23 protein-coding genes are annotated in these 25,488 nt (G+C 62.9%); 19 read left to right on the forward strand and 4 right to left on the reverse strand.

What is annotated here, in order from left to right:
* The first annotated feature begins 124 nt into the window (after positions 1-124).
* The 4 genes from ABD742_RS12295 to ABD742_RS12310 all read left to right on the forward strand — a co-directional run bounded on the left by ABD742_RS12295 (position 125) and on the right by ABD742_RS12310 (position 3,857).
* Positions 125-910 (forward strand): IclR family transcriptional regulator, encoded by a 786-nt coding sequence (locus ABD742_RS12295; protein WP_234750678.1) that lies wholly within the window; start codon positions 125-127, stop codon positions 908-910.
* Between the two features lie 110 nt (positions 911-1,020).
* Complete coding sequence (locus tag ABD742_RS12300) at positions 1,021-1,782, forward strand: SDR family NAD(P)-dependent oxidoreductase (protein WP_234750677.1); 762 nt, start codon at positions 1,021-1,023, stop codon at positions 1,780-1,782.
* Positions 1,783-1,828: 46 nt separating this feature from the next.
* The gene (gene chcC1, locus ABD742_RS12305) at positions 1,829-3,502 is read left to right on the forward strand and encodes a 4-oxocyclohexanecarboxylate 2-dehydrogenase (RefSeq protein WP_234750675.1); all 1,674 of its coding nucleotides are present in this window, start codon (positions 1,829-1,831) and stop codon (positions 3,500-3,502) included.
* 1 nt (position 3,503) lies between these two features.
* Complete coding sequence (locus ABD742_RS12310; RefSeq protein WP_234750674.1) at positions 3,504-3,857, forward strand: Dabb family protein; 354 nt, start codon at positions 3,504-3,506, stop codon at positions 3,855-3,857.
* Positions 3,858-4,185: 328 nt separating this feature from the next.
* Here ABD742_RS12310 and ABD742_RS12315 read toward each other — a convergent pair whose 3' ends face one another.
* The gene (locus ABD742_RS12315) at positions 4,186-4,680 is read right to left on the reverse strand and encodes an aldo/keto reductase (protein WP_234750673.1); all 495 of its coding nucleotides are present in this window, start codon (positions 4,678-4,680) and stop codon (positions 4,186-4,188) included.
* 55 nt (positions 4,681-4,735) lie between these two features.
* On the opposite strand from ABD742_RS12315, the gene ABD742_RS12320 reads away from it, so the two are divergent.
* From ABD742_RS12320 to ABD742_RS12330, 3 genes are all read left to right on the forward strand, one after another.
* The gene (locus ABD742_RS12320; RefSeq protein ID WP_234750670.1) at positions 4,736-5,062 is read left to right on the forward strand and encodes a hypothetical protein; all 327 of its coding nucleotides are present in this window, start codon (positions 4,736-4,738) and stop codon (positions 5,060-5,062) included.
* Positions 5,063-5,261: 199 nt separating this feature from the next.
* The gene (locus tag ABD742_RS12325; protein WP_234750669.1) at positions 5,262-5,759 is read left to right on the forward strand and encodes a hypothetical protein; all 498 of its coding nucleotides are present in this window, start codon (positions 5,262-5,264) and stop codon (positions 5,757-5,759) included.
* Entirely contained in the window at positions 5,738-6,463 is a 726-nt protein-coding gene (locus tag ABD742_RS12330; protein ID WP_234750667.1) for a nucleotidyl transferase AbiEii/AbiGii toxin family protein, read from the forward strand. Before ABD742_RS12325 ends, ABD742_RS12330 begins: the two co-directional genes overlap by 22 nt.
* 331 nt (positions 6,464-6,794) lie before the next feature.
* Here ABD742_RS12330 and ABD742_RS12335 read toward each other — a convergent pair whose 3' ends face one another.
* A complete protein-coding gene (locus ABD742_RS12335) occupies positions 6,795-7,385 on the reverse strand; it encodes a TetR/AcrR family transcriptional regulator (protein ID WP_234750666.1) in 591 nt (196 codons plus the stop codon).
* Positions 7,386-7,505: 120 nt separating this feature from the next.
* Here ABD742_RS12335 and ABD742_RS12340 point away from each other — a divergent pair, with 120 nt between their 5' ends.
* Entirely contained in the window at positions 7,506-7,859 is a 354-nt protein-coding gene (locus ABD742_RS12340) for a cupin domain-containing protein (protein ID WP_234750664.1), read from the forward strand.
* Positions 7,860-7,895: 36 nt separating this feature from the next.
* Positions 7,896-9,203: a flavin monoamine oxidase family protein gene (locus ABD742_RS12345; RefSeq protein WP_234750661.1), complete on the forward strand. Its 1,308-nt coding sequence runs from the start codon at positions 7,896-7,898 to the stop codon at positions 9,201-9,203.
* Positions 9,204-9,238: 35 nt separating this feature from the next.
* Here ABD742_RS12345 and ABD742_RS12350 read toward each other — a convergent pair whose 3' ends face one another.
* A complete protein-coding gene (locus ABD742_RS12350; RefSeq protein ID WP_234750659.1) occupies positions 9,239-9,841 on the reverse strand; it encodes a TetR/AcrR family transcriptional regulator in 603 nt (200 codons plus the stop codon).
* Between the two features lie 219 nt (positions 9,842-10,060).
* On the opposite strand from ABD742_RS12350, the gene ABD742_RS12355 reads away from it, so the two are divergent.
* The 3 genes from ABD742_RS12355 to ABD742_RS12365 are packed head-to-tail and all read left to right on the forward strand — an operon-like array spanning position 10,061 to position 13,826.
* Entirely contained in the window at positions 10,061-11,515 is a 1,455-nt protein-coding gene (locus ABD742_RS12355) for an APC family permease (RefSeq protein ID WP_234750656.1), read from the forward strand.
* 44 nt (positions 11,516-11,559) lie between these two features.
* Positions 11,560-12,363: a MoaF C-terminal domain-containing protein gene (locus ABD742_RS12360; RefSeq protein ID WP_234750652.1), complete on the forward strand. Its 804-nt coding sequence runs from the start codon at positions 11,560-11,562 to the stop codon at positions 12,361-12,363.
* A gap of 50 nt (positions 12,364-12,413) precedes the next feature.
* On the forward strand, positions 12,414-13,826 hold the full coding sequence (locus ABD742_RS12365) for an aldehyde dehydrogenase family protein (protein ID WP_344788076.1): 1,413 nt from the start codon (positions 12,414-12,416) through the stop codon (positions 13,824-13,826).
* Positions 13,827-15,312: 1,486 nt separating this feature from the next.
* Here ABD742_RS12365 and ABD742_RS12370 read toward each other — a convergent pair.
* Positions 15,313-16,665, reverse strand: coding sequence for a NosD domain-containing protein (locus tag ABD742_RS12370; RefSeq protein WP_234750648.1), 1,353 nt, complete (start codon positions 16,663-16,665; stop codon positions 15,313-15,315).
* A 500-nt stretch (positions 16,666-17,165) separates the two neighbouring features.
* Between ABD742_RS12370 and ABD742_RS12375 the strand changes: the two genes are divergently transcribed.
* The 7 genes from ABD742_RS12375 to ABD742_RS12405 all read left to right on the forward strand — a co-directional run bounded on the left by ABD742_RS12375 (position 17,166) and on the right by ABD742_RS12405 (position 25,449).
* Positions 17,166-18,446, forward strand: coding sequence for an ABC transporter substrate-binding protein (locus tag ABD742_RS12375; RefSeq protein WP_234750646.1), 1,281 nt, complete (start codon positions 17,166-17,168; stop codon positions 18,444-18,446).
* 66 nt (positions 18,447-18,512) lie between these two features.
* The gene (locus ABD742_RS12380; protein ID WP_234750643.1) at positions 18,513-19,400 is read left to right on the forward strand and encodes a carbohydrate ABC transporter permease; all 888 of its coding nucleotides are present in this window, start codon (positions 18,513-18,515) and stop codon (positions 19,398-19,400) included.
* An 8-nt stretch (positions 19,401-19,408) separates the two neighbouring features.
* Positions 19,409-20,332 carry a carbohydrate ABC transporter permease gene (locus tag ABD742_RS12385; RefSeq protein ID WP_372460915.1) on the forward strand — a complete coding sequence of 308 codons (924 nt, stop codon included), beginning with the start codon at positions 19,409-19,411 and terminating at the stop codon, positions 20,330-20,332.
* Between the two features lie 27 nt (positions 20,333-20,359).
* Positions 20,360-21,727: a right-handed parallel beta-helix repeat-containing protein gene (locus tag ABD742_RS12390; RefSeq protein ID WP_234750640.1), complete on the forward strand. Its 1,368-nt coding sequence runs from the start codon at positions 20,360-20,362 to the stop codon at positions 21,725-21,727.
* 92 nt (positions 21,728-21,819) lie between these two features.
* Positions 21,820-22,914: a LacI family DNA-binding transcriptional regulator gene (locus tag ABD742_RS12395; RefSeq protein ID WP_234750639.1), complete on the forward strand. Its 1,095-nt coding sequence runs from the start codon at positions 21,820-21,822 to the stop codon at positions 22,912-22,914.
* A gap of 50 nt (positions 22,915-22,964) precedes the next feature.
* The gene (locus tag ABD742_RS12400) at positions 22,965-23,918 is read left to right on the forward strand and encodes a carbohydrate kinase family protein (protein WP_234750637.1); all 954 of its coding nucleotides are present in this window, start codon (positions 22,965-22,967) and stop codon (positions 23,916-23,918) included.
* On the forward strand, positions 23,911-25,449 hold the full coding sequence (locus ABD742_RS12405; RefSeq protein ID WP_234750636.1) for a glycoside hydrolase family 32 protein: 1,539 nt from the start codon (positions 23,911-23,913) through the stop codon (positions 25,447-25,449). The genes ABD742_RS12400 and ABD742_RS12405 overlap by 8 nt, the downstream gene beginning before the upstream one ends.
* Positions 25,450-25,488: the final 39 nt, after the last annotated feature.

Genomic DNA, 25,488 nt, shown 5'->3' on the forward strand with positions numbered 1-25,488 from the left:
GCCGCCTCAATCAACTGCCGCTTCGGTGCGGCCAGCCGGGCAGATTGCCAAGCTTCAGGACATACCTTGGAAGGGCAGCCGGGGAGCAGGATTACCATTGAGTGGGAATCCGGGAGGAGGAAGAATGGCCAACTCGGCATCGGGAGAGTCGATCATCAGGCGGTTCATCAGGATCATCAGCGCCTTCGACGACAAGCACACGTCCATGAGCGTCGCGGAACTCAGCCGCCGTACCGGGCTTCCCGTCACCACCACCTACCGGCTGGTCGACGAACTCCTGCTTGAGCGGCTCCTTGAGCGCGACCCCCACGGGAACATCCAGCTTGGAACCCGGATGTGGGAGCTCGCGTCGCGGGGATCCAAAACGCAGGGCCTACGGGAAGCTGCGTTGCCTTTCATGGAGGATGTGCAATCGGTGGTCCAGCACAGCACCACCCTGGGCGTGCTGGATTCGGACGAGGTCCTGTATATCGAACGGCTTGGCAACGCCTCGACCATCGTGGACATCACCAAGATCGCCGGCCGCCTTCCCGTGCACGCGACGTCGTCCGGGATGGTGCTGCTGGCCAACTCCCCCTCTGCCTACCAGGACTTGATCCTGTCCCGTCCGCTCACCAAATACACCGAAACAACACTGACCGACCCTGCCGCGCTACGCCGACACCTGGCTGAGGTCAGGCAACGCGGTTTCGCGGCCATGCCCGGAGTGATCGTGCCCGAATCCAGCGGCATCGCGGTCCCGGTCTATGGTCCGGACAACACGGTAGTCGCCGCGCTCAGCGTGGTGGTGCCGCGGGACGAGGAAAACACCGCTTCCCGCGTGCCCGTCCTCATGGCCGCCGCCCGCGGTATTTCCAGGGCCTTGGGCTGGCGCGGCAAACTCAAGGGCACCCTCCGCCAAAGCCACTAAGGGATACATTTTCCGTTCATCGGCAATCCCGTGGTGCCCGTCACAGCTCCCCTGCGACGCTGCTAGGACGCAGCAACAGGCCGCACCGTCGCGGCAGGAGGAGCACCACAATGAACCACACACCACACCGCGTGGCCGGGAAGACCGCCATCGTAACCGGCGGCCGCGGGGACTTGGGAAGCGCCACTGCGGCGCTCCTCGCCCATCACGGCGCGAAAGTCGCGAGCCTAGACGTGGCTGGAGTTCCTGCCGCGGTCAGTCACGAAAGCATCAAAGAGTACGACGTCGATGTCACCAACGAGGACAGCGTCGCCGAAGCCATCCACCGGGTCAGCGACGACCTGGGTGCTCCCGACATCCTGGTCAACGCCGCCGGAATCATCGGCCCGGCCGGCGCATCACACACTGCCTCAGTGCCCGATTTCGACCTCATTTTCAATGTCAACGTCAAGGGCGTCTGGCTCATGACCAAGCATGTGGTTCCGGGAATGATCGGCAAGGGTGCCGGGAGCATCATCAATTTCTCGTCCATCCACGGCATTACCGGCGGCAGGAACGTGCCGCTCTACCACGCGACCAAGGGTGCAGTCCGGCTGCTGAGCAAATCCGACGCGGCGGCCTACGGCGCGTACGGAATCCGGGTGAACTCCATTCATCCAGGCTCGATGAATACCCGGATGAGCCGCCGCTCCGCCGAGCAATCCGACATCGGTCCCGAGGCGTACTACAAGCAGTTGGTGGGCTCCAACCCCCTGCCGCGGCAAGGCGAGCCGAACGAGATTGCCTACGGCGTGCTGTACCTCGCCTCAGATGAATCCCGCTTCACGACCGGTTCGGAACTCGTGATCGACGGCGGTTACACGGCCATCTGATTGCAGCTGCGGCACCTCGAAAAAACCCTCTTCGAAAGGCAACAAAATGAAACTCGTCCATGGGACCGAGTCGGACAGCTACGACGTCGTCGTTGTCGGCTCCGGCGCAGGGGCCCTCACCGCGGCGGCCACGGCCGCGCGCGCGGGGAAGTCCGTCGTCGTCCTCGAAAAAAGCGCCCTGCTGGGCGGAACGTCCGCGGTGTCCGGCGGCATGCTGTGGGTGGCTGACAATCATCACGCCCGCGACGCCGGAATCACCGATTCGAAGAAGGCGGCCGCCGAGTATGTGCGCGCCGTGGCCCGTAGCCGCGGCCGCGCCGAACTCCTGGACGCTGCCCTTAACTACGGCGACCAGATGCTGCGCTTCGTCGAGGAGGAATGTGGCCTTCGCTTCATCTTCCTCGACAACTTCCCGGACTACCGCCAGGATTTGCCTGGCGCCGTGGAAGGCGGCCGCACCGTGGAGCCGCAGTTGTTCAATAAGCAGGACGCCCTCGGCACTCTGAGCGATCACGTCCGAACCGATGGACGCGCGCCATTCACGATGCAGGAATACGAAGCCTGGGGCGCCTTCACCAAGTTCCCTTGGGAGGAACTGAACCGCCGCCAGGGTGACGGACTGGTCGCCAAAGGCCAGGCCCTCGTGTCCATGCTGCTTGCCAGCCTGGTGCGCGACGGCGCCGCGCTGGTCACGGGGGCGCGAGGACACCGGCTCGTCGTCACCAGCGACGGCCGGGTGACCGGCGTCGAACTCGAATCCGGAGAGCAGATCCGCGCGAACGACGCCGTGGTCCTCGCCACGGGCGGTTTCGAATGGGACAAAGCGCTTGCGGACTCGATGCTCGCGTCGAGGCTGTACACCATGTGCTCGCCCCCTTCCAACACGGGCGATGGCCTGCGGATGTCCCAGCGCATAGGCGGCCAAACCCGCGGGACCCGAGAAGCCTGGTGGGCGCCGATGTCGATCACCGGCGACACCCGCGATGGACAGCCTGTGGGGACACTCCTTCGCTTCGAACGGCAAGGCCCCGGATCCATCATGGTGAACCGTCACGGCCAACGCTTCGCCAACGAATCGCAGAACTACAACGACCTTGCCCGATGCCTCCAGTCCTGGGACTCCCCCAGGAACCAGACACTGAACACTCCGGCGCACGTGATTGTCGATCATGCCTACATGGAGTCCTACGGCATCCTCTCCCACCGCGTCGGCCAGCCGACCCCCGGGTACCTCATCGAGGCGCCGACGCTCGAGGAACTTGCCGCGAAGATCAACGTCCCGGCCGAGAACCTGACGGCGACGATAGCCCGCTTCAACGAGTTCGCGCTCAAGGGCGAGGACCCGGACTTCGGCCGCGGCGAAAGCGCCTACGACAAGTACTGGGGCGACGACGACTGCCCGTGGCCCAACCCGTCCTTGGGTCCACTACAGACTGGGCCCTTCTATGCGATGGAAGTGGTCAACGGAGCGTTCGGAACCAACGGCGGCGTCGTCACGGATGGACAGGCCAGGGTCCTCGACGTCGACAACCAGCCCATCCCCGGTTTGTTTGCGTCAGGCAACATCACCGAAAACGCTTACGCAGCCGGTTATCCAGGCGCCGGTGCCACCCTCGGCCCGATCATGACCATGGGCTACATCGCCGGACGCACCATCGCCGACCAGGCCCTGGACTACGTCCCCGCCGCCGTATCATCCACAGCACCGATTGGAGCCTGACATGATCCGACACACTGTGCTCTTCAAGTTCAAGGACGGGTTCCCGCCTGCCGACAAACAGAGCTGGATCGACGGACTCAACACCATGAGGGGCAGGATCCCCGGCATGGTGAGCCTGACCCACGGTCCTGACGTCCTCAACCAAGAGCGCTCGTTCGACTACGCCATTGTGGCGGACTTCGAAAAGGTCGAGGACATCGGGGTTTACAACACGCACCCGCTCCACGAGCCGCTCAAGGCCTATTCGTTCCCCAACAGCGAGCAGATTTTGTCTGTGGATTTCGCGTTGCAGGGATTCCCTGGGGATGACCAGAAGGAGTTCACGTGTCTATTGAAATCGACCACCACGCGTTAAGTTGGCAACGAACCTCTGACGCGCTAGGAGGACCCGCCTTGCCAAGTCCAGCCGTGCCGCGGCTCGTGCAGATCCCCGATAGGGAGGAACTCGTTTCCGCACCATGGATGGGGCTCCACCACCGAATCGAACCCGGCGAAGGGATCTCCTGAGCCGGTTCACGGGAGCCGCCGCATCGTGACCCCACGGCAAGTCCGGTCTGCCGAGGCCTTGCACAGGCTCCCTGTCGCCGCACAGCAACACAGGGCTCAGTGACGGAACTCGTCCGAGTCCAAGCGCGGACCGCTTCCCGTGTCCACGCTTGGACTCGCGTCCATCTGTTCCTGCGTCAAGGAGAACGAAAGACATCCAGGTTCTCCTTTTCGCGCCGGTCATCGACGGATTTTGGCACTGCCACCCGACCACTCTGCACACGCCAGGGGAGCACGATCTGGCCTGGCGTCTTTCCCATTTCCGCCGCGGTTCCGGCGACGGCCGGTGAGTTCATGAAGGCGCCGTTGCGTCCCAGGGGGCTGTAAGCGGCCGTGCGGATTCCGTGCTCCCGGTGCAAGGCGAGCTGATGCTTCTGGCCGGTTTCGGGATCCACTTGGACCTGGTTGACGGGAACCTGCAATCCTGCGGCCTGGTCCCGGCGAAGGTGTGCGGGTTTGAAGTTGGAGACACCCCACGCACGGATAACCTCTTCGTCCGCCAACTCCCGCAGACCCTTGCATGCCTCCACGAACGTGCCTTGGGCAGGATTAGGCCAGTGCATGAGGAACAGGTCCAGGTACTCAACACCCAGGCGCCCAAGGGCACCGGCAAGGGCGGTGCGGACGCCCACTACGTCCTGCGCGCAGCGACCGGACGGTGTTTGAGATTGTGGCAGGCTCTTCGGTATGGCGCTTGATCACGCGAAGGTGCCTGGTGGCGATGTTCCGGAACAGGTTGCCGGGTCAGGCGATCTGGATCCGTTCGTCGCCGAATTCAACCTCGACACGAAGCGGCCCGCCTTTTCATCGTTTCCGTGGCGTAAACGTGTGGCGCACATAAACCAGATCGAGTTTCGCGGGGAGTCCAACGCCACGGCCGGTACCAACACTTTTGGGGTTTTTGTCAACAGTCAGGGGCCAAATAGGCCCCTGACCTGCGGGAACACTGTGCCCGAGGTGGGACTCGAACTGCATTCCGAGCCTTGGAAACAAAGGGAAGTCCGAAAAACTTAGGCAATCCGAGCCAGTCCGACGGCTGTACGGCCGAGTCGGACCCAGTCCGCCGGCCAAAGGTGTGCACATTGTGCACACCCCGTTTGGCCCCTCTTGCAGTACCCAAGTCCCGCGTTTGGCGTCGTCATCCCTTCAGGTGTCATGACACCACGTAGACTTGATCGGGAAGCTAGAACACTCTCAGAGGCAGGAGCGGGCCATGTCGGCAGGGACACCTCGGCACACGATCCGGGTAAGCGGCGAACTGTGGAACGAAGCGCACCACAAAGCCGTGCGGGAGGGCACTTCGGTGTCCGAACTCATCCGCACCCGGCTCCGCGAGTACGTCGCGGCCCCGGACAAGCACCGGCACACCATCGCCGATTCCCTCGTGTACCTGGTTCCGAACGCGTTGGACGACCTGCACGGTCCCGCGACCGGAACCGTGGAACTCCCCCTGCACCTGGACTGGGGACCGGAAAGAAGCTACCAGGTCAACGATGACGGCAGCTGCTCGGTGCTGTACCAACTCACCCTTCAGAATTCCGGGTCCATCGAAGAAATCTGCCGCATCGTCCACCCGGGACGGCTGACCGCCCTGTGGCCGACCATGATCCTGCCCGCGCGCTGCAGGCAGCTCTGGGAGACCAGCTTCCCCGAGCTCCCCGCCACCCGCGAAGCGAAGGAGCACCCGTCATGGACCACTCTCAGCGCGTAGCAGCCAAGATCGCACTCGAGGTCCTGGCCGACGACGGCTTCATCCTCGCTGGCGGCCAGGCCCTGATTGAACACGGCATCACCGAACGCCTCTCGGACGACATCGACCTCTTCGCCCTGCACCGCCACCACACCCCGGCAACCTTCGCCGCATCGGTACAGAAAATGACAGCCGCCCTCGAAGCCGCCGGATACGCCGTCGAGATCACCCGACAGTACGAGGAGTTCGCCAGCGTCACCGTAGGACAGGACGAACAAGCCGTCGTTATCGACCTCGGACTGGATTGGTGGGAGAACTCACCCGCCATCATCGACATCGGACCGATCCTCTCCCTGAAAGACTCCGTCGCGTCCAAGCTGCTCGCCGTCTACTCGCGCGGATATGCCCGCGACTACCTCGACGCCTACTCCATCATCACCAGCCACCGGTTCACCCACCAGCAACTGATCACCCTCTGCCAACGCCGCGACCCGACCCTGGACCTGCCAACCTTCGCGGCCGCCATCGCCAGACACCGGACACTCCCCACCACCGAATTCACGAAATACGGGCTCCAAGCCAGCGAACTCCCGACCCTCAGCACCACCCTCCTGGACTTCGCCAAGACAATCCACAAAACCAGCCACAACGCCGGCACAGCCAACACAGACGCAGCCAACCCCACCGGTCCGGGATACCCCGGACCAGGCCCCGGCCTGCTCTAACCAGCCCGGATCAGTTACCGCGCCGCATGCAACTCGACGCCGCGCACCCGAGGAATCCCCACCTATCCCGGACAGGCCGTCACCCCGATCCGCGAACAGCTCCACTAGTAACCGCTCAATGTGGAGACCCGCACCAGATTCGGCGCCAGGGCAGCAGACGCCGCGGCCTCCTTTGGACCCCCGCACTCAATATTGCCTTCCGGTGATCAAGCCTCGCTCATGGTCCCCGCCGGCGCGACGTGGAAGACGAGCCGTTGTTTGTGTGCAGGCAGATTGTAAGACCACCGCCGGATGTCGAAGTCCGTCAGGAGCGCCCCAAGGAGATAGCCCTTCACGCCTTGAGGTTTGGCAGGGACCGGGCTTCGGCCGAGCCGGCCAGGATTGTCCACAGATAGCGGATGGCACGCTCAACGCCTTCCTCGTCCACGCCGGCGATAAGTTGGAGCACCAGGCCGTCGAGGGCCGCGAAGGCGGCCTGCGCCGCCCCCGAATCACTGCTTATTCCCAGGCGGCTAAGTCCGGCCGATAGTGCCGAAATGTAGCTTTCGTAGAGACGGCGGACCGCTCCGGCGAGTTCCGGACGCCGTCTTGCCTCCAGGATCATTTCGTACTGGAATGTCTGCAGGTCCGGGTTTTCGCGAATGAGCGCCATGAGGCTGCGGCAAAAATCGTCTTCATTCGTGGGCAGGTTCTCCAGCCCGGACAGGCCAATCGACCGGCTGACCGACCACTCCAGCGCCGCCTCGATCAGGGCATCCCGGCTACCGAAGTGATGGGCCACGAGCGAGTTGTTCACGCCGGCGATCTCGGCGACGGCACGGTACGTCAGACCCCGCAGCCCCTTCCGTGCCACCACGTGCACCGTAGCGGCGAGCAAAGCTTCCCTGCCGGTGCCATAGCCGGGGCTGACGCGATCTTCCATAAGCCAGAGTCTAATGCCCTTCGAAACAGTCTTGACGGGAACACTAAGCAGATGCTTAGATGTGACTCTTAGCACAACTGAGCAGATGCTGAATTTCATCATCAACACCAAGGAGACGCCATGTCCACACCCACGTCCGCACTTGAATTCACCGTCCACGACGCCTTTGACCCGGAAAAGTACGAGCCGTTCGAATTGGGGCAGGTGCAGTGGGTGCGCCGCCCGGGCGACGGCAACCGCCCCGCCCTGTCCGCCGGATTCTGGCACGTGACACCCGAGGAAGCTCCGGAACCGTTCGACCTGCTTATCGAAGCGGACGAAACCATTCACATCATCGAAGGCCACCTCCGGATCGACCTTGAAGGAGGCGAGAGCTTTGACCTGAAACCAGGTTCGGCTGCGTCCTTCAACAAGGGCGCCCAGACCCGCTGGACCGTCGTTGAAACCACTACCGAGTTCTTCGTCTACTCCTAACCCCGCTCCCCGAATAAGACCACCAAAGGCATGATCATGACTGAAACCATCTCCCGGACCGAACACGCCGACGTCGTCATTATCGGTGCCGGCTTTGCAGGTCTAACGGCCGCCCGCGAACTGCGCCAGGCCGGCCGCTCCGTGATCGTTGTGGAAGCGCGTAACCGCATCGGGGGGCGGACCTGGCTCGACACCCGATTGGGCCGGCCGCTTGAGATAGGCGGCACCTGGGTGCACTGGACCCAGCCCTACGTCTGGGCAGAAATGACACGGTACGGCCTGGGGACGGCGCAGAGTCCGGTCCCGGAGACCGCCTATTGGTGGGCGGACGGGAAGCGACACCAGGGCGACCCGGAGCAACTGCTAGGTGATATCGACGCATCCAACCGGACGCTCATGGAGGAATCACGCCGGTACTTCCCCGAGCCCTTCACCCCGTGGGCCAATCCGGATATCAAGGAGATTGATGCAACGCCCCTGCCGAAGAAAATCGCAGAGTTGCAGATCACCGACTATTCCAAGGACATCCTGGAATCCTTCTGGGCACTGAACTTCAACGGACCTATAGACGATGCGGCATTTACGCAGGCCCTCCGCTGGGTCGCGCTCACCAACGGGGACTGGATGGTCAGCTTTGAAGCGTGCGCCACGTTCAAGATCCAGGGCGGCACGGAGGCACTCATCCAGGCCATGGCCGCCGGCACGGACATCAGGCTAAATGAGACGGTTGTTGCGGTCAAATACGACGATGCGGGCGCTACCGTCAGGGCCGCCGACGGCTCGCTCTATCGGGCGAATCACGTGGTCTGCACTCTGCCCTTGGGCGCGATGGGTGGTATCTCCTTCGAGCCACCGCTTCCTGAATCCAGCACGAAGGCCATTTCTGAGGGGCAGGTCTCCAGGGGCATTAAGGCCTGGATCAAAGTCAAAGGAACACGGAGACCCTTTGTTGCATTGGGATTGGCCGATTGGCAGCTTAATTTTGCCCAAACAGAGTATGACCACGACGGCGACACTATCCTCGTTGCCTTTGGCCCCGATTCCTCGCGGTTGGACGTGACAGACCTCCGGCAAGTGCAGGCCGCCCTCGACCTCCTGGTGCCTGAGACGGAAGTTGTCGGGGTCGCAAGCCATGACTGGACCGCAGACCCCTTGTCCGGGGAAACGTGGCCCATGCATCGCCCCGGATATCTCAGCGAGGCTCTGGCGGTTTTCCAGAAACCGCAGGGCAGCCTCCTCTTCGCTGGCTCCGATTACGCCAACGGTTGGGGCGGTTTCATCGACGGCGCCATCGAAAGCGGCCTTGAGGCAGCCCGCGCCATTCAAGACGCAACGCCGGCTTAACATGAAGTGCTGCAGTGCCGACCGGGACTAAATGCTCAGCTGGTGGTTGCCGGACGCCGGGATTCGTCTGCAGTGTTCTGCAGTCCGGACACCAGCTTGCCCACCTGGATCACGGCCGATCTGATTTTCGTGGGGTTGGTGATCGTCAGGAACTGGAGCATGAGCCCGTCCAGGGCCGCAAAGATGGCCAGGGAGGCTTCGCCTGTAGTGTCAAGGCCGCGCTTGCTCAATGCCTCTTCGACGGTTCCCACGTAGGTCTCGTACAGCCGCTCCACCATCGCCAGGATCTTGGGGTTGCGCCTGGACTCAAGGAGCATTTCGAACTGGAAGAGCTGCAGTTCGGGTTCAGCCGACACCGTAGCCATGAGAGAGTCGGCGAATCCTTCATTAAAGTCCGCGATCCCTGCCAGGCCGGTCTCCTCGATGGAGCGCTGAATGGCCCACTCCATGGTGGCGGCCAGAAGTCCCTCGATGGATCCGAAGTGGTGCGTGACAAGCGTATGGTTCACGCCGGCCCGGGCTGCCACCGCGCGATACGTGACACCCTTGAGGCCTTTTTCTGCGACGACGTCGATCACCGCGGCCAGCAGGGCGTCTCGGCCGTCTCCGTACGGCAACCTCCGTGAATCCTGGCTCATAAACCGAGTCTAGCCTCGTCAGCTCGCACTGAAAGGCCATTGACAGAGAAAACTATACAGATGTAGAGTTTTGCATGTGGCCGGGATCACTACCCGGGCCGCAGTCCTCGAAAGACCTCCGGACCTACCCGCTACCGCGCATCGGCGCGCGAAAGCAGGGCCTTCTAACACCCCTTCCGCATCGGGCTTCCCGCCATTGCGCTTCTGAAAGAGCCACCCATGAACCAAGAACCAGCCGAGACCTCGACAGGTCTCGGATTAGTAGAGCCGATGTCCAACGCGCCCGCAGTGCGATTGAGGCCGAACAAGCTCGGCGTCATCGCCGTCGCGTTCTTCTCCATCGCCGCAGCCGCACCCATGGCCGCCGTTGTAGGGGCCAGCCCGGTGCTTTTCTCGGCAAGCGGCCCCGGGACCCCCGTGATTTACACCATCGCGGCGCTGCTCGTTGCGCTCTTCTCCGTCGGATACCTGCGGATGAGCCACCACATCACCAACGCGGGTGGCTTCGTCGCCTATATCGCCAAGGGACTGGGCAACAAATGGGCCACCGCCGGTGCCGGCATCGCCATCCTCACCTATCTCAGCCTGCAGATAGGCCTCTGGTCCCAGTTCGGTGTCTTCGCCCAGCAACTGGTGCAAAGCCTCACCGGAATCGGCATACCCGTCTACGTCTGGATCGTCGTTGTCCTAGTATTGACCGCAGGACTGACGATGAAGGGCGTCGACGCTAGCCTGAAGGTCCTTGGAGTCTTGATCCTGGGAGAAACCCTTGTCGTAGCGGCCCTGGTGATTTCCCTGATTACCCGGAAGGGGCCGGGAATCTTCACGTTCGAGGGTTTCACCGCATCGAGTGTCTTCGGTCCAGGCCTGGGGATCTCCCTGCTGTTTGCCTTCGCCTGCTTCACGAGTTTCGAAGCCACGGTCGTCTTCGCTGAAGAGGCGAAAAATCCACGGCGGACCATTCCCCGCGCAGCCTACCTCGTCATCGCCTTCGTCGGGGTCTTCTACACGCTGTCCACCTGGGCGATCAGCGGCTCCATCGGAATAGACCACATCCAACAAGAGGCAAGCAACAATCCCGCCGGCATGATCTTCGACCTCGCCAATGCCAGTGCCGGCCCGTGGCTAAGCGTCGCCATGCAGATCCTCGTTGTCACGAGCTTCATCGCCATGCTCCTAGGGCTGTCCAACATGTTCTCCCGGTACCTGTTTGCGCTCGGCCGGGCCGGCGCCCTGCCCGCCAAACTTTCCTCCGTCTCCAAGACCGGTGCCCCGTCTTTCGCGGGCTTCGTCAACGCCTTGGTCGTCCTGGTCGTGATCAGCGCCTTCCTTCTGGCCGGAGCCGACCCTATCGGCATTGTCTTCTCCTGGTTCGTTGCCTTGGGCACGGCCGGCTTCATCACCATCTTGCTGCTGACCTCAGTCGCGATCGTCGCGTTCTTCGCCCGAAACGGCATCCGGGACAATCTCTGGGTCACCGTCCTCGCCCCTTCACTGTCCGTCCTGGCCTTCATCGTCATCGGATACCTGACCCTGGACAACTACGACGCCCTGCTCGGCGGTGCCGGCGGAGTCGCCCGGTGGCTCCTCCTCGGCATACCGATCTTCCTCGTGGCAGGACTGGCACGGGGGACACAGAAGCCCTCGATCAACTACGCCGCAGAAATCCTCTAGCGACCGACATCAAGCCCCTCATGAATACCAAAAGGAATCACACCATGACCTCAACGGAACTTCAGGACTACATCCCCCAAGACCAGTGGCCGCCTGTATCGGCCATGCTGGACGGCTTCGGAGACCAGACCCTCCCCGCCTCCCCCGCACTGGCCGGCACCACCGTCCGCCTCCCGGCAGAGGACGGGTCCACCACTGAATACGGGTTCGAGGATGCATCCTCTCTCACATGGCGCGTCTCAGGACGTGTTGCCAACCAGAGCGGCACAGCCACCTACAAGGCTATCGAGGCACGCCCCGGAATCTTCATCATTGACTTCGTCCTGGGCCAAGGCGTCGCCGCCGAGAACGTCACCATCGTTCTCGACCACAACACCGGGGCAGTCACCGCCGGCGTTTCCAGATTCGTCACCGTCGACGGCAAAACCCGAAGCACCACCGAATTCATCCACTCGAACACATTTGGCTCAGCCGCCGTGCACGGACGCTCCACCGGGTTGGTCGGAAAGCGGATCTTCTACCGCTACAGCGACGTTGAAACCTACGAACACATCTACCTGAACCCGGGCACCTTCACCTGGAACTGCATCCGGGGCGGCGAGGCCGGACTCGCCGACACGGACCGCTGCATGACATGGGACGTCGCGGATAACCTGTACATCTTCTTCTGGACAGAGAAAGTCATGACCGTCGAGGCCGTGCTGCTGGTCGATCTCCGGGAGCAGCGCTCGATCGGACGCATGTTCGGATGGGACGATCCCGCCGCAGAACCCGTGATCCTGCCTTTCAACTCCCGGCTGAGCGTGCTGAATACCACCGAATACCCACAGGACACCCACAAACACTAACTGGCCAACGAAGCAGGGCCATCACTTAGCTACTCGAAGAGGAGTACCCCATGGAAACCTATGATTCATTGCTTGCCGGGATCTCCGCGGTCCCCGGTCAGGGCAGCCGCACCATCCTCGACCCTGCCACGGGCACCGCTGTCGGCGAGGCTCCCGTTCACACCGTCGAGGACCTTGAACGCGCCATCGCCGCCGCCCAAGCGGCCCAGCCTGCGTGGGCTGCGCTGGGCCACGACGCCCGGTCCGCCGCGCTCCTCAAGGCCGCCGACGCCGTCGAACGCTCCGCCGAAGAACTCGCCCACCTGCTCTCCCGCGAGCAAGGCAAGCCGCTCAACGGCCCCAACGCCCGTTTCGAAGTCGGCGCCTGCGCCGCCTGGCTGCGCGCCACCGCCGGCACCCCGCTCGACCCCGAAACTGTCGTGGACGACGGCGAAACCCGCGCCGAACTGCACTACCGGCCCATCGGCGTCGTCGGCGCCATCGGACCCTGGAACTGGCCCATGATGATCACCATCTGGCAGATCGCCCCCGCCCTGCGCATGGGCAACGCCGTCGTCGTCAAACCCTCCGAATACACACCCCTGTCCGTGCTCGCCCTGGCGGCCGTTATCAACGAAGAACTCCCCGAAGGCCTCCTCACCGTGGTCTCCGGCGGCCGCGACGTCGGCGCACGGCTGGCCGAACACCCCGCGATCGGCAAGGTCATGTTCACCGGCTCCACCGCCACCGGCAAGGCGATCATCCGCTCCAGCGCGGACACGGTCAAGCGCCTCACCCTCGAACTCGGCGGGAACGACGCCGGCATCGTCCTGCCCGACGCCGACCCCAAGGCCATCGCCGAAGGCCTCTTCTGGGGCGCCTTCATCAACACCGGCCAGACCTGCGCCGCGCTCAAACGCCTCTACGTCCACGACTCCCTCTATGAGGCAGTGTGCTCCGAGCTCACCGCCGTTGCCGCCGCGATGCCCATGGGGGTTGGCCTGGATGAGGCGAACGTGCTGGGCCCGCTTCAGAACCGCGCGCAGTACGACATCGTCGCCCGCCTCGTGGACGCCGCCCGCGATTCCGGCGCCCGGATCCTGCTCGGCGGCAACCCCGACGACGGCCGGCCCGGCTACTTCTACCCCACCACCCTCGTGGCCGACATCGACAACGACAACCCGCTCGTGGCCGAGGAACAGTTCGGCCCGGCCCTGCCCATCATCCGCTACAGCACGGTCGACGAGGCCATCGCCAAGGCGAACGCGCTCGACGTCGGACTCGGCGCCTCCGTCTGGTCCTCCGACCCCGCCGCGGCGCGCGACGTCGCCGCGCGCCTCGAGGCCGGCACGGTCTGGATCAACAAGCACGGCGCCGTCGACCCGCGTATCCCCTTTGGCGGCGCCAAGCAATCCGGCTACGGCCTCGAATTCGGCGCCGAAGGCCTCAAAGCCCTCGGCGTGCCGCAGATCATCAACGGCTAACGAACAGGCCCGGTAGCCATCGTCACCCGCGGAGGCACAGGTATCGGCGTGGCGTCTTTGGGAGCCCTTGGCGCCCAAGGATGGGAGGTTGTTATCTGCGGCCGCCGTTCCGGGAATCTGACGGCGGTTGCCGCGTCTGCCGGAGGCGTCCCCTTCGTCGCTGACGCTGCATCGAACGCTGACATCCACCGGCCAGTTCCGCTTACTTCCTCGCGAATTTTTGGATCATTGCCGGTACCCCAAGTTGCACTCCGACCCCTCAACCCAGCGGCGGCTCCGCTATCAGAACGACACCGAAGACTTACAGACAGCCCAGTCAATGCGGAAAGCCCGTTGAACCATCGGGAGCCGAACAGTGACATCCAAGCCGTTCCCCTTACGGGCCATCAGCCGGTCGAGGTCTCTTCCATCCCCGGTGTCACCAGCCAACGGCGGCAGCCCAAACGCAGGGCATTGCGGGCAACTGGACCCGGCTCTGACCGGAAGTCAGACCACCGGCAGGCCATGCAACCCCGTCCTGGTCAACCCATGGAGAAGCAGAACACAGACATGCCGACCAACACAAGGAATGAGGTACCCGGCCCCACTAGCGGCCACCAGCAAAAACGAACCCAGAAGGGTCCAATAGAAAGCTGATTGTGCACATTCCTAGGGCGCCAAACGCTCCCTGACCTGCGATAACACTGTGCCGAGGCGGGACTCGAACCGCGATCCCGGCCTTGGAAACACTGGGCAGTCCCGAAACATGCGGAATCCGGCCTGATCCGGCGGATGTACGGACCAGTCCGGCAGGTAAGGTGCGCACATTTTGCACATGCGTTGCTGGTCCGCAACTTACCGATCCGGAGTTGGGTGAGGACTGAACCGAGCGCCAGCACAATGACTGCCGCTGATCCGTCGCGTACTAGGCCCGGTCGGGTTCCTTCCCGCCCTCGGCGACTCCCCAAGCCTCACGCGTCTGCCAGCGGACCAAGACCCAGAAGCCGCGTACCGGACGGCAGGCGTGTCGGTTCTCAGGATGGACACCCAGGAGATTCCCCTGCTGGGCATCGGGAAACTCAATGCCGGCAGGTGCACGAGAACGTCGGCGTCGAGCATCGCGGTCTGGAGTCCTTCCCCCGTCCGGACGTCCGCCGCGGCGAAGCGTGTGTCCGTAACGAGGCCGTCGACGGGGTTAAGGTCGGAGAGGGTCAACTCGTATCCAGCGGCTAGGAGACGTGGTGCGAGGCCACGGCCGATGTTCCCGCCGGCACCGGTAATGACGACGCGCGTGCCATTCGGCGCGGGAGCGCCCTGGTCTACGTGAATCATGATGTTCCATTCCGGAAGTCAGGAAATGCCGCAATATTTCTTCCGGCATCCCTGACCCGAGCCTGTCGGGAAGGTTCCTCGCCCTCAGCACCAGGCCGGGCAGATCAATACGCGGGAGCGCGCCCCATGGACGGAAGCCATGCCTCGGGACGCGCTCCCGGCGCGCCTTCGTCTGTCAGGGGGTCGGCCTGATAGCGGTGTCCGTGCTGTACGAGGTGATCTGGGAGGCGGCACCGCTGTCGAGCACTTTCGAGTGGGTGGTTGATGCGTCGAGAACGACGTGCTGGGAAGCGACGTCGCTGACCACGTGGTTGAGCGCGACCACGTTGGCGTCCCCGCCGGCGATCAGGATCTGGGTCGGCTGGGCGCCGGCCGGGGCGATGTTGCCGCGCGGGACGTTGTAGGCGAAGAGGTTGTCCGAGATGAGGTTGTTGTCTCCCGCGACATGAACGACGCCGTAGAGGTCGTCGAGGCCGTTGCCGCGGCCGATGAACGGCGGGTACCCCTCGTTGGTCCGGCGGATGTGGTTGGCCGTGATGAGGTTCTCCTTGCAGCCGTTCAGCAGGCGGAGCATGCCCGGGTAAAAGCCCTGGAGCCTGTTCGAGGAGACTGAGCACCGGTTGCAGCCGGTGAGTTCGATGAGGCTGCGGCCGCGGGGAAAGAGGTTGTTGCCCGTGACGAGGAGGCCCTCGTGGTTCTCGGCCAGGAGGGTTACCCCGTCGGGGCCGGCACCCATGTGATTGCCGCTGACAATTGTGGCCTGCCCGGCACCCGTGAGCTCTACGCAGTTGCCGCATTCGGCGATCATGTTGTCGTTGACGCGCAGCGCGTCGGCGCCGTGCACGACCAGGGCATGTTCGAGGTAAACGAATCCAATGCCGGTGATGTGGAAGGAGTCGTTGTCGGAGGCGACTTCGATTCCGGTCTTGCCGTTGTGGTAGCTGTTCTTGTCGGGGGTGAAACCGACCCCGTCGAGGCAGAAGTCCCGGAACACGATTCCTGAAAGACGGGGATCCCCTGTCCGGCGGACGAGGAATGCCTGTGGCGCGCTCGGAGAGGTCAGGACGCGGATGTGGCTGGCTCCGGGCTGGAGGTTCTGCCATCCGGTCGGGTTCGAGTTGTCGAGGATGCTTCGGGAGAAGAACCCATGCCCGAAGCCTGCGATTGTCAGGTAGCTTATGTCGACGACGACCTGGGTGTGCAGGTCGTAGTCGCCGGGAGGGATAATGATCGCGGCTCCGGGACGCGCGTCCGGGGATGTCTGCCTTTGCTTGATGTCGGCGATGATGTCGTTGATGACCGCCCCGATGTCGGACTGTGCGGTGACCTCCGGGTGCGCCTGGATCCTCCATGTGGTTACGTCGTAAGTGTTGGGCGAATGGAGAGGGGCGCCTTGCTGGCCGTCGGCCGCATTGGCATTCTGCATTGTTCCAAGGGTCAAGGCAGCCGCCAGCGTTCCGGCGGCTCCCGCCCCGATCAGCCGGCGGCGGCTTGGATTCTCTTTTTCTAGATTCTTGCCAGTTACCACGGGTTCTCCTCTATGAGATAAGACTGCTGCTGTTCAGAATCAGGCACTACCGGGTCGGCCGGCCGAAGGCTTGACTGTCCTTGTCATCTGCTTCGGCGGCATCACGCGCTCATTCCCGGGAAACGGTGAATGTCCCACATTGGACTGTTGCCCCAGCTGAAATGCCAAACCGTTTGGGCTAACGAGAGATGACACTAGGAGCACGGCATACCGGCTGTCAACGCCAAAATTCGGACTGAAGTGTTTGGCAGTGCCGACGCACCTTACCTCTGGCCGGAGCGCCGGGCTTGTAGGCCCGAGCGGTCCCGGCACTGGGCCGTAAGGCTCCGGGCCGGGGCGCCTGCTGCTCCGGATGAAAGCCAGCAGACTCTCCGCGCCGTGTAACCCTTGACACCCTCCGAGCTCCCGGCATAGTCTATTGCCAAGTCGTTTTGGCAAAACGGTTTTTCAATCCCCATCCAGTCTTCGTGTTCCATTCCCGAGAAAGGGAGTCGACAGCGATGTCCTCTCGAAAAACAATCTCCAGGCTTGCCGCTATAGGTAGCCTTTCAACCGCCGTGATCCTGGCCGCGACCGCATGCGGCGCAGGAGGCCCGGCGACGTCCGGGGGCGCCGCGGGCAGTTCCATCAACGTCCTGGTGGAGGCCGGCGGCCATGCAGAACTGCAGCCGATTGCCGACCAGTGCAAGAAGGACAGCGGGATCAACGTCAACTTCGTTGAACTCCCCTATGACGGCCTTTTCAACCGTCTCTCCAGCGAGTTCTCTTCCGGCAGTGTCTCCTTCGATGTTGCTGCCCTGGACTCCGTCTGGCTGCCCAGTTTCAAGGACGCCCTGCAGCCCATCGATGAACTATTCACCGACGAGGCAAAAAAGGATATCTTCCCCTCACTGGTCAAGGAAGCCAACGTCGATGGCCACTTCATTGGAATGCCGGCGTGGACCAACGCCGAGATAGTCCTCTACCGCAAAGACCTCTTTGAGGACGCCAAAAACAAGGCCGATTTCAAGGCCAAGTACGGCTACGACCTCGCCGCGCCCAAGACCTGGCAGCAATATCAGGATATCTCCGCCTTCTTCACCAAAGACGGCATGTACGGCACGGACGTCAAGGGCGGCGTTGAGACCGAGTATCTCGCCCATGTGCTGCAGGCCGGATCGCCCATGGTCCTGGATAGCAACAACAACGTGGTCATTGACAATGCGGCCCACAAACAAGCGCTGGATTTCTACACCAGTCTCGTCAAGGACGCCCCGGCCGGTGCGGCCCAGGTCGACTGGGCCGCCGCCCAGAACCTCTTCAACCAGGGCAAGACAGCCATGACGCAGTTCTGGGCCCATGCCTACCGGCAGATCCCCAAGGACTCCCCCGTCTACGGCAAGGTCGGAACAGCCCCGATGATCGGCGGGTCCGCCGGTGTTGCCGGTGTTCCCGGCCCCTGGTACCTCTCAGTACCCAAGGCAACCAAGAACACGGACGCTGCCAAGAAGTTCGTCAAGTGCGCCTTCGACCACAATGATCTGGCCATCCAGTCAAGCCTTGGCCTGGCAGCACGAGTCTCCGCCTTCCAGAAGTACCAGGACCAGCCCGGCTACGAGAGTTTCAAGCCGCTGATCGAAACACTTAACGCTCCCGCGACGGCGACCCGTCCGGCAACGGCAAAGTGGCAGCAAATCGTCGACACCGTGCTGGTTCCGATGCTCCAGAAGGCCGTCGCCGGCGGAGACAGCACGACCTTGCTGGCGGACGCCAAGTCCAAGATCCAAGCCCTCCTTAAGTAAGACTCCGCGGCCGGCAGCAGCCCATGGCGTTGCCGGCCGCGGCCCCAACCAGCGGAAGAGAATCCCGTGCGCATCCCTGATCGCCGCTTCGCCCTCTACCTGATGACGCCGGCGGCGTTGTTCCTCGCAGTCTTTGTTGCTTACCCGCTGTTCCGGTTGGTCACGGACAGCTTCTTCAAAATCTCACCGATCGTCGGGGGCCCCCGTGACTTCGTGGGCTTGGACAACTACGTCCGCGCCTTCACATCCGATGCCTTCATCGGTGCTGGATGGCGGACCCTCGCCTACACCCTGATGGTAGTGACCCTCGAATTCGCCCTGGGCCTGGGCATGGCCCTCCTGTTCACCACGCTTGGCCGGAAATCCCAGGTCTGGCGGACCATGTTCCTGTACCCGCTGATGATCGCTCCGATCGTGGCCGGCCTGCTGTGGAAGTTCCTCATGATCGACAACTTCGGCTTGCTCGGCACCCTGCTGAACCAGGCAGGCATCCTGCAGAATCCAAACCAGATCGGCTGGCTGTCGAACCCGGACATTGTGCTGTTCTCCGTCGCCATCCCGGACATCTGGCTCACGACCTCGTTCATGTGCCTGGTGCTGTTCGCGGGCTTGCAGAACATCCCCGGAGACCTCATCGAGGCTGCCAGACTCGACGGCGCCCGCGCACCGTCCCTGCTGTTCCGCATCATCCTCCCGCTGCTCCGGCCGGTCATCGCCGTCGCGCTGGTGGTCCGCGGCATCGACGCAGCACGGGCCTTTGACACCATCCTCATCCAGACCAACGGCGGACCACAGTCCGCTTCCCAAACCATGAGCTTGCTCATTTACCAGACCATGATCCGCTTCGGCGACCCCGGCCTCGCAAGCGCCATGGGCACCATCTACCTGCTGGCCATGCTCGCCATAGCGTTCGTCGCCGTCACCACGATCTGGCGGCCAGGAAAGGACACCTGATGAGCACTATGGAAAGTCCAACCATCCCTGCACAGCAGACCACAACGGAACCTTCACGGACCGGCGGGGGCCGCAGGCGCCGCGGCGTCAATCGCGAAGGACTCGAAGCCGGCAAGCGCAGCACGAGGACCATCCTGTGGATCCTGCTCGCAGCCTCCCTTGTCATCTATGGATTCCCGTTCCTGTACTTGCTATTCACGTCCTTCAAGACGCCGATCGACACGATTGCGGTTCCGCCGACCATCCTGCCCAAAGTGTGGACGCTGGATAACTACGTCAACGCCCTGGGCCGCGGAGGCGTGCCGGCGTCGTTCATCAACAGCATCCAGACCGCTGTCATCAGCACCCTGCTGTCCCTGGTCCTCGCGGTCCCGGCGGCCTACGGCATCACACGCTACAAGACCCGAAGCGGCCGCGTGTTCATCATGGCCGCACTGGTCACCCGCATGGTACCGCCGGTAGCCATCGGCATCCCGCTGGCGTCCATGATGGCTTCCGTGGGTCTGGCAGACACCCCGATTGCCCTGTCCATAGCGCACACCACCATCTCTCTGCCGCTATCCATCTGGCTCATGTCCAGCTTCTTCGAAGCCGTACCCCAGGATTTGGAGGAAGCCGCGACAGTGGATGGCTGCAGCCGGCTCGGAGCCCTATGGCGGGTGGTGATACCAGTCGTCTCCGGAGGCATCGCAGTCACCGCGATCTTCGCCTTCCTGGCATCCTGGAACGAATTCCTGTTCGCACTGCTTATGACCGCCGTCCGGTCCCAGACCACCCCCGTCGTCATCGCAAACTTCCAGACCCAGTTCGGACTGGACTGGGGATCCATGACAGCCCTCGCGGCCGTCTACTCGATCCCCGTCATCCTTCTCACTCTTCTCTTGCAGCGCAAGATCGTCGCAGGCATGACGCTCGGCGCGGTCAAGGGCTGAGAAACCACAACACAACGGGAAGAACCCATGTCAAGCAACAACTACTACGACGTGACTACGTGGCACGTCGGCAATCCGTCCGAGGACGTCGGTGCAGTAATCAACAGCATCATCGCCGACATCAAGAACCGGCAGACGGCCACCGATGCCAACAACGGAGGAAAGCCAGGGGCGGTAATTTACCTTCCGCCCGGGGACTACCACCTTCGTACGCAGGTGGTGATCGACGTCAGCTTCCTCAGGATCCATGGCTCCGGACACGGCTTTACCTCCTCCAGCATCCGGTTCAACGTTCCCGAAGACGAATGGCCCGACTTGCATGAGCTCTGGCCCGGAGGGAGCCGCATTCTCGTCGACCTTCCCCTCGGCGGAGACGGGGAGGAATCCAAGGGAGCCGCCTTCTACGTCGAGCGGAGCGGGAGCCCGCGGATCAGCTCGGTCGAGTTCTCCAACTTCTGCATCGACGGGTTGCACTTCAACCCGGACGGCTCGGGGATGCATCCGGAGAACACCTACGTCAACGGCAAAACCGGTATCTATGTCGCGAACGCCAATGACTCATTCCGCGTGACCGGCATGGGGTTCGTCTACCTCGAGAACGCCCTCACCATCTACAACGCGGACGCGCTTTCCATTCACGACAACTTCATCGCCGAATGTGGAAGCTGCATCGAGCTGCGCGGGTGGGGACAGGCATCAAAGATCACCGATAACTTGCTCGGAGCAGGCTTCAAAGGCCACTCGATCTACGCCGAGAACCATGGCGGGCTCCTGATCACCGCAAACAACGTCTTTCCCCGCGGTGCGAGCAGCGTCCATCTCAACGGCGTCACGCGTTCAAGCGTCACCAACAACCGCTTGCACTCGTTCTACCCCGGGATGGTGGTTCTCGCAGCCAACAGTTCGGAGAACCTCGTAGCCACGAATCACTTCTTGCGTGACCACGAGCCCTGGACGCCCTTCCTGGGAGTCGACAACGGACTGGACGACCCTTACGGACTGCTCTGCGTCAGCGGCAGCAACAACTCGGTCATCGGCAACCACTTCTCCGAGGTCATCGACGCGCAGAGCATCCGGCCGACAGGTGCGACGCCTGTCATCATCCGGCTGATGGCGGGGGTTGGCAACTTCGTCTCCAACAACCACGTGGTGGCGATGGACATTCACTCCAAGTCAAGTGACTCCTGCTTCTCGGCCCAGGTGGACGCCCTGTTGACGACCGAGGCTTCGGACTTCCTCGCCGTTACGTCCGTCATGGTCGATCCCGAATCAGCCCGGAATACGATCCTTGATTCCGGAAGTGACGCCCAAGTTATCGCAGACAGGGCTGTCAACGCATTTCGGGCCACACCCACGGTCGGTTTCGAGGCGGCACATGCACTTATGGCCCAGTGACCCGTACGGCCCCGGTTGCAGCAAGCACCGGCTCCGGAATGAATAAGCCCAACGTAGGATCAGTACCAAAACCATGAGGATGTGGGAGACCAATGACCAATAGAGCAGTCGGTATCAAGGATGTGGCGGCCGCGGCCGGTGTTTCTGTCACGACCGTCTCCCATGTCCTCAACGATGTTGCCTACGCCCGGGTGGGCGCAGGAACGAGGGAACGGGTCCACGAAGCGGCTCGACGGCTCGGTTACGGGCCCAATCGGCTCGCCCAGGCCCTGCGCACCCATCGCTCGGGGATGATCGGGTTCATAAGCGAGGAAATCGCCACCACCCCGCACGCGGGCAGGATCATCCTCGGGGCCGAGGAAACGGCGCGGTCCCGCGGGTACCGCATCATGATCATCAACTCCACCAGCACCAGTTCCCAGGATTCCAAGGAAAGCCAGGTGGCGGACCTGCTGGACCGGCAGGTGGACGGCATTCTGTACGCCACGATGTATCACCGGAAGCTGGTTGTCCCCAAGAACCTGGCCGGACTGCCGGCAGTTCTCGTGGACTCCGAAGACATCGGTCACAGTGTTTCGTCCGTCATCCCCGACGAAGCGGGCGGCGCAAGGTCGGCCGTGCAAACGCTGATCGACGCCGGGCACACCCGGATCGGCATGCTCAACAACACCGACGACGTGCCGGCAACTCACTCCCGGCTCAGGGCTTTCAAGGACACCCTGGCAGATGCCGGGCTGCCGTTCCACGAAGAACTGGTCCAGTCTGAGCCTTCGGAGGTGTACGGCGGCCACCAGGCGGCCCTGCGTCTGCTGAAACCCCAAAACCGGCCCACGGCCGTGTTCTGCTACAACGACCGTATGGCCATGGGCGCGTACCGGGCCGCCGGGGAACTTGGTCTGAGGATTCCGGACGACGTTTCCTTCGTAGGTTTCGACAACCAGGAACTGATTGCGGAAGGCCTCTATCCCGCCCTGACCACCGTTGCCCTCCCGCACTATGAAATGGGTGCATGGGCAACCGAAAACCTGATCGACGCCATCGAGGGAAAAACTGACCTTCAGTTGTTCGCCGCTCACCCGACTGTTCTTCCCTGTCCCATGGTCCTTCGCGATTCCGTCGCCTCCCTAAAACATGAGGACGCTTCCAGCAGAGCGGCACCAGGCTCTCCTGCACACGCCAACACCTGACCTCGAGCGCGTCCAGTAGAAGACGCGCCCAACCTTCCAAGGACCTCAAAATGCACAGCTCCCCTGTTCCACCCTGCCCTGAAACAGATGTCGTCGTCGTCGGCGAGGCCATAATCGACATCATTGACACCGCCGCAGGGCCCGTCGAGTTTCCCGGCGGATCGGGTATGAACGTCGCATTCGGACTCGGTCGGCTAGGCGTCAGCACCGCATTTCTCACCGCACTGGGCAGCGATGAACGCAGCAAGGCCATCCAACGGCACTTGGACACCGCGGGGGTACACCTGCTTCCGGGAGCCGAACACCTCAACCGCACATCCACTGCCAGGGCGCTTCTGGACAGCAGCGGTTCCGCAGAGTACGAATTCGACTTCGACTGGAACCTCCCCAAAATCAACCCCATTTTCCTCCCGAGGGTGCTTCATACGGGGTCACTGGCCTCCTTCGTGGAGCCCGGAGCAACCCAAGTCCGGTCCTTGCTGGAACTGTTCTCCCGCCGCTGCTTGATCACGTACGACCCCAACATCCGCCCGACACTGCTCCGCAGCCACACTGAAGCGCTCAGGACCTTCGAACACACAGTTGCCCTGGCCACCGTCGTGAAACTCAGTTCGGACGATGCCCAGTGGCTCTACCCGCGCACGTCGCCTCACGATGTCGCGCGGCGGCTACTTGATGTCGGGACAGAACTGGCAATCATCACCGATGGCGCATCCGGATCCTATCTGCGCTCGAATGCCGCCGAGATCGACGTGCCGGCACCACCCGTGGTCGTCAAAGATACTGTCGGCGCAGGCGACTCCTACATGTCCTCGCTTATCGCCGGCCTCATCGAGGACCCCGAAGACGATTTCGGCTACGGCAAACTCACCCGCCTGGGAACAGCCGCCTCGCTCGCTGCGGCCATAACGGTCGGACGGCACGGAGCGAACCCGCCAACACGGGCGGAACTGATCCGATCCTTGGAACCGACCCAGATTTCCCGAAAGAACTCCGATGACTGAAACGACAACGCACCCTGCCGGGGGCCCCGGTGAAGAAACCGCCCCCAACGTTCGGCCGATACTTCACTACACGGCCAAGAACACGTGGCTGAACGACCCCAACGGACTCGTGTGGCATCAGGGCGTCTACCACCTCTTCTACCAAAACAACCCCTTCGACAACGTCTGGGGCAACATGTCCTGGGGACACGCCACCTCAACCGACCTTCTGCACTGGACCGAACACCCGGTTGCCATCGCCTGCGACGAGGAAGAAGACGTCTTTTCAGGCAGCATCGTGGTGGACGACGGCAATACATCGGGATTCGGCACAGTGGAAAATCCGGCTTTGGTGGCCCTCTACACGAGCGCCTTCAAGGAAGGCTCGGCGCACCAAGGGACGCAAGCGCAGTCTCTCGCGTTCTCCACGGACGCCGGCATGACGTGGAGCAAATACGCAGGCAACCCGGTGCTTGGCCGAGGCTCGGCCCATTTCCGGGATCCCAAGGTGTTCCGCCACGAGGGACCGGCCGGTTCCTGCTGGGTCATGGTGGCCGTGGAGGCCCAGAGTCAGCAGGTTGTGCTGTACCGCTCGGCCAACCTCAAGGACTGGGAATACCTGAGCACCTTCGGCCCTGCAAACGCCACAGGAGGCGAATGGGAATGCCCCGACTTGTTCCCGCTCCCCGTCGACGGAGACCCGGACAACGTCAAGTGGGTCATGGTGGTAAATATCAACCCGGGTGCCCTTGCCGGCGGCTCGGGAGGGCAGTACTTCGTCGGGGACTTCGATGGGGTGCAGTTCACCGCCGACTTTGATTCACTCGTTCCAGCGGATGCCGACGGGACCACGGATCTCAGAAACTGTCTCTGGCTCGACTGGGGACGCGACTACTACGCCGCCGTCTCCTTCAGCAATGCCCCGGAGAACCGCCGCATCATGATCGGCTGGATGAACAACTGGGACTATGCCAACTCCTTGCCCACGTCTCCGTGGCGCTCCGCGATGTCCCTTGCCCGCGAGGTCGAGCTCGCGACGGTGGAGGGTTTGGTGCGCCTGATCCAGCGCCCGGCGCTGCCCTTGGACTGTGGGGAGCCGACCCGCACCATCAAGAACATGGAAGTTCACAACTCCCTGGTGAGACTGCCCGACGCGGTGCCCGGATCAGCCCAACTGATCGACGCCGAAATCCTGCCCGGCACGGCACGGACCGTTGCTTTCAGGCTTCTCGGCGCATCGAGCGGGAGCGCCGCAACGGTTCTCAGCTTCGATGCCATCACGAGCCGGCTCACCCTGGATCGCCGCAACTCCGGAAACACCGCCTTCCACGACAAGTTCCCGTCGGCTGAGTCGGCACCCGTAGAGCTCGACGACGGCGTGCTACGGCTAAGGGTAATCGTCGACCAGTGCTCCGTGGAGGTCTTCGCCCAAGACGGCAGGGTCGTCCTGAGCGATCTGGTGTTTCCCCTGTCCGGGAGCCTGGGCACCGACGTGTGCGTGGAAGGCGGCACGGCCATTGTGCGGAAACTAGCCGTCACGGCGTTGTCCTAATGGGCTACTCGTGCGCCTTGGTTCTTATCCTTGAGCGCC

It is taken from the genome of Arthrobacter ramosus, assembly GCF_039535095.1.
Classification (GTDB): domain Bacteria; phylum Actinomycetota; class Actinomycetes; order Actinomycetales; family Micrococcaceae; genus Arthrobacter; species Arthrobacter ramosus.

Coding starts and splice junctions, on each gene's coding strand:
- ABD742_RS12295 (WP_234750678.1), top strand. CDS start 125: ATGGCCAACTCGGCATCGGGAGAGTCGATCATCAGGCGGTTCATCAGG.
- ABD742_RS12300 (WP_234750677.1), top strand. CDS start 1,021: ATGAACCACACACCACACCGCGTGGCCGGGAAGACCGCCATCGTAACC.
- chcC1 (WP_234750675.1), top strand. CDS start 1,829: ATGAAACTCGTCCATGGGACCGAGTCGGACAGCTACGACGTCGTCGTT.
- ABD742_RS12310 (WP_234750674.1), top strand. CDS start 3,504: ATGATCCGACACACTGTGCTCTTCAAGTTCAAGGACGGGTTCCCGCCT.
- ABD742_RS12320 (WP_234750670.1), top strand. CDS start 4,736: ATGGCGCTTGATCACGCGAAGGTGCCTGGTGGCGATGTTCCGGAACAG.
- ABD742_RS12325 (WP_234750669.1), top strand. CDS start 5,262: ATGTCGGCAGGGACACCTCGGCACACGATCCGGGTAAGCGGCGAACTG.
- ABD742_RS12330 (WP_234750667.1), top strand. CDS start 5,738: ATGGACCACTCTCAGCGCGTAGCAGCCAAGATCGCACTCGAGGTCCTG.
- ABD742_RS12335 (WP_234750666.1), bottom strand. CDS start 7,385: ATGGAAGATCGCGTCAGCCCCGGCTATGGCACCGGCAGGGAAGCTTTG.
- ABD742_RS12340 (WP_234750664.1), top strand. CDS start 7,506: ATGTCCACACCCACGTCCGCACTTGAATTCACCGTCCACGACGCCTTT.
- ABD742_RS12345 (WP_234750661.1), top strand. CDS start 7,896: ATGACTGAAACCATCTCCCGGACCGAACACGCCGACGTCGTCATTATC.
- ABD742_RS12350 (WP_234750659.1), bottom strand. CDS start 9,841: ATGAGCCAGGATTCACGGAGGTTGCCGTACGGAGACGGCCGAGACGCC.
- ABD742_RS12355 (WP_234750656.1), top strand. CDS start 10,061: ATGAACCAAGAACCAGCCGAGACCTCGACAGGTCTCGGATTAGTAGAG.
- ABD742_RS12360 (WP_234750652.1), top strand. CDS start 11,560: ATGACCTCAACGGAACTTCAGGACTACATCCCCCAAGACCAGTGGCCG.
- ABD742_RS12365 (WP_344788076.1), top strand. CDS start 12,414: ATGGAAACCTATGATTCATTGCTTGCCGGGATCTCCGCGGTCCCCGGT.
- ABD742_RS12375 (WP_234750646.1), top strand. CDS start 17,166: ATGTCCTCTCGAAAAACAATCTCCAGGCTTGCCGCTATAGGTAGCCTT.
- ABD742_RS12385 (WP_372460915.1), top strand. CDS start 19,409: ATGGAAAGTCCAACCATCCCTGCACAGCAGACCACAACGGAACCTTCA.
- ABD742_RS12390 (WP_234750640.1), top strand. CDS start 20,360: ATGTCAAGCAACAACTACTACGACGTGACTACGTGGCACGTCGGCAAT.
- ABD742_RS12395 (WP_234750639.1), top strand. CDS start 21,820: ATGACCAATAGAGCAGTCGGTATCAAGGATGTGGCGGCCGCGGCCGGT.
- ABD742_RS12400 (WP_234750637.1), top strand. CDS start 22,965: ATGCACAGCTCCCCTGTTCCACCCTGCCCTGAAACAGATGTCGTCGTC.
- ABD742_RS12405 (WP_234750636.1), top strand. CDS start 23,911: ATGACTGAAACGACAACGCACCCTGCCGGGGGCCCCGGTGAAGAAACC.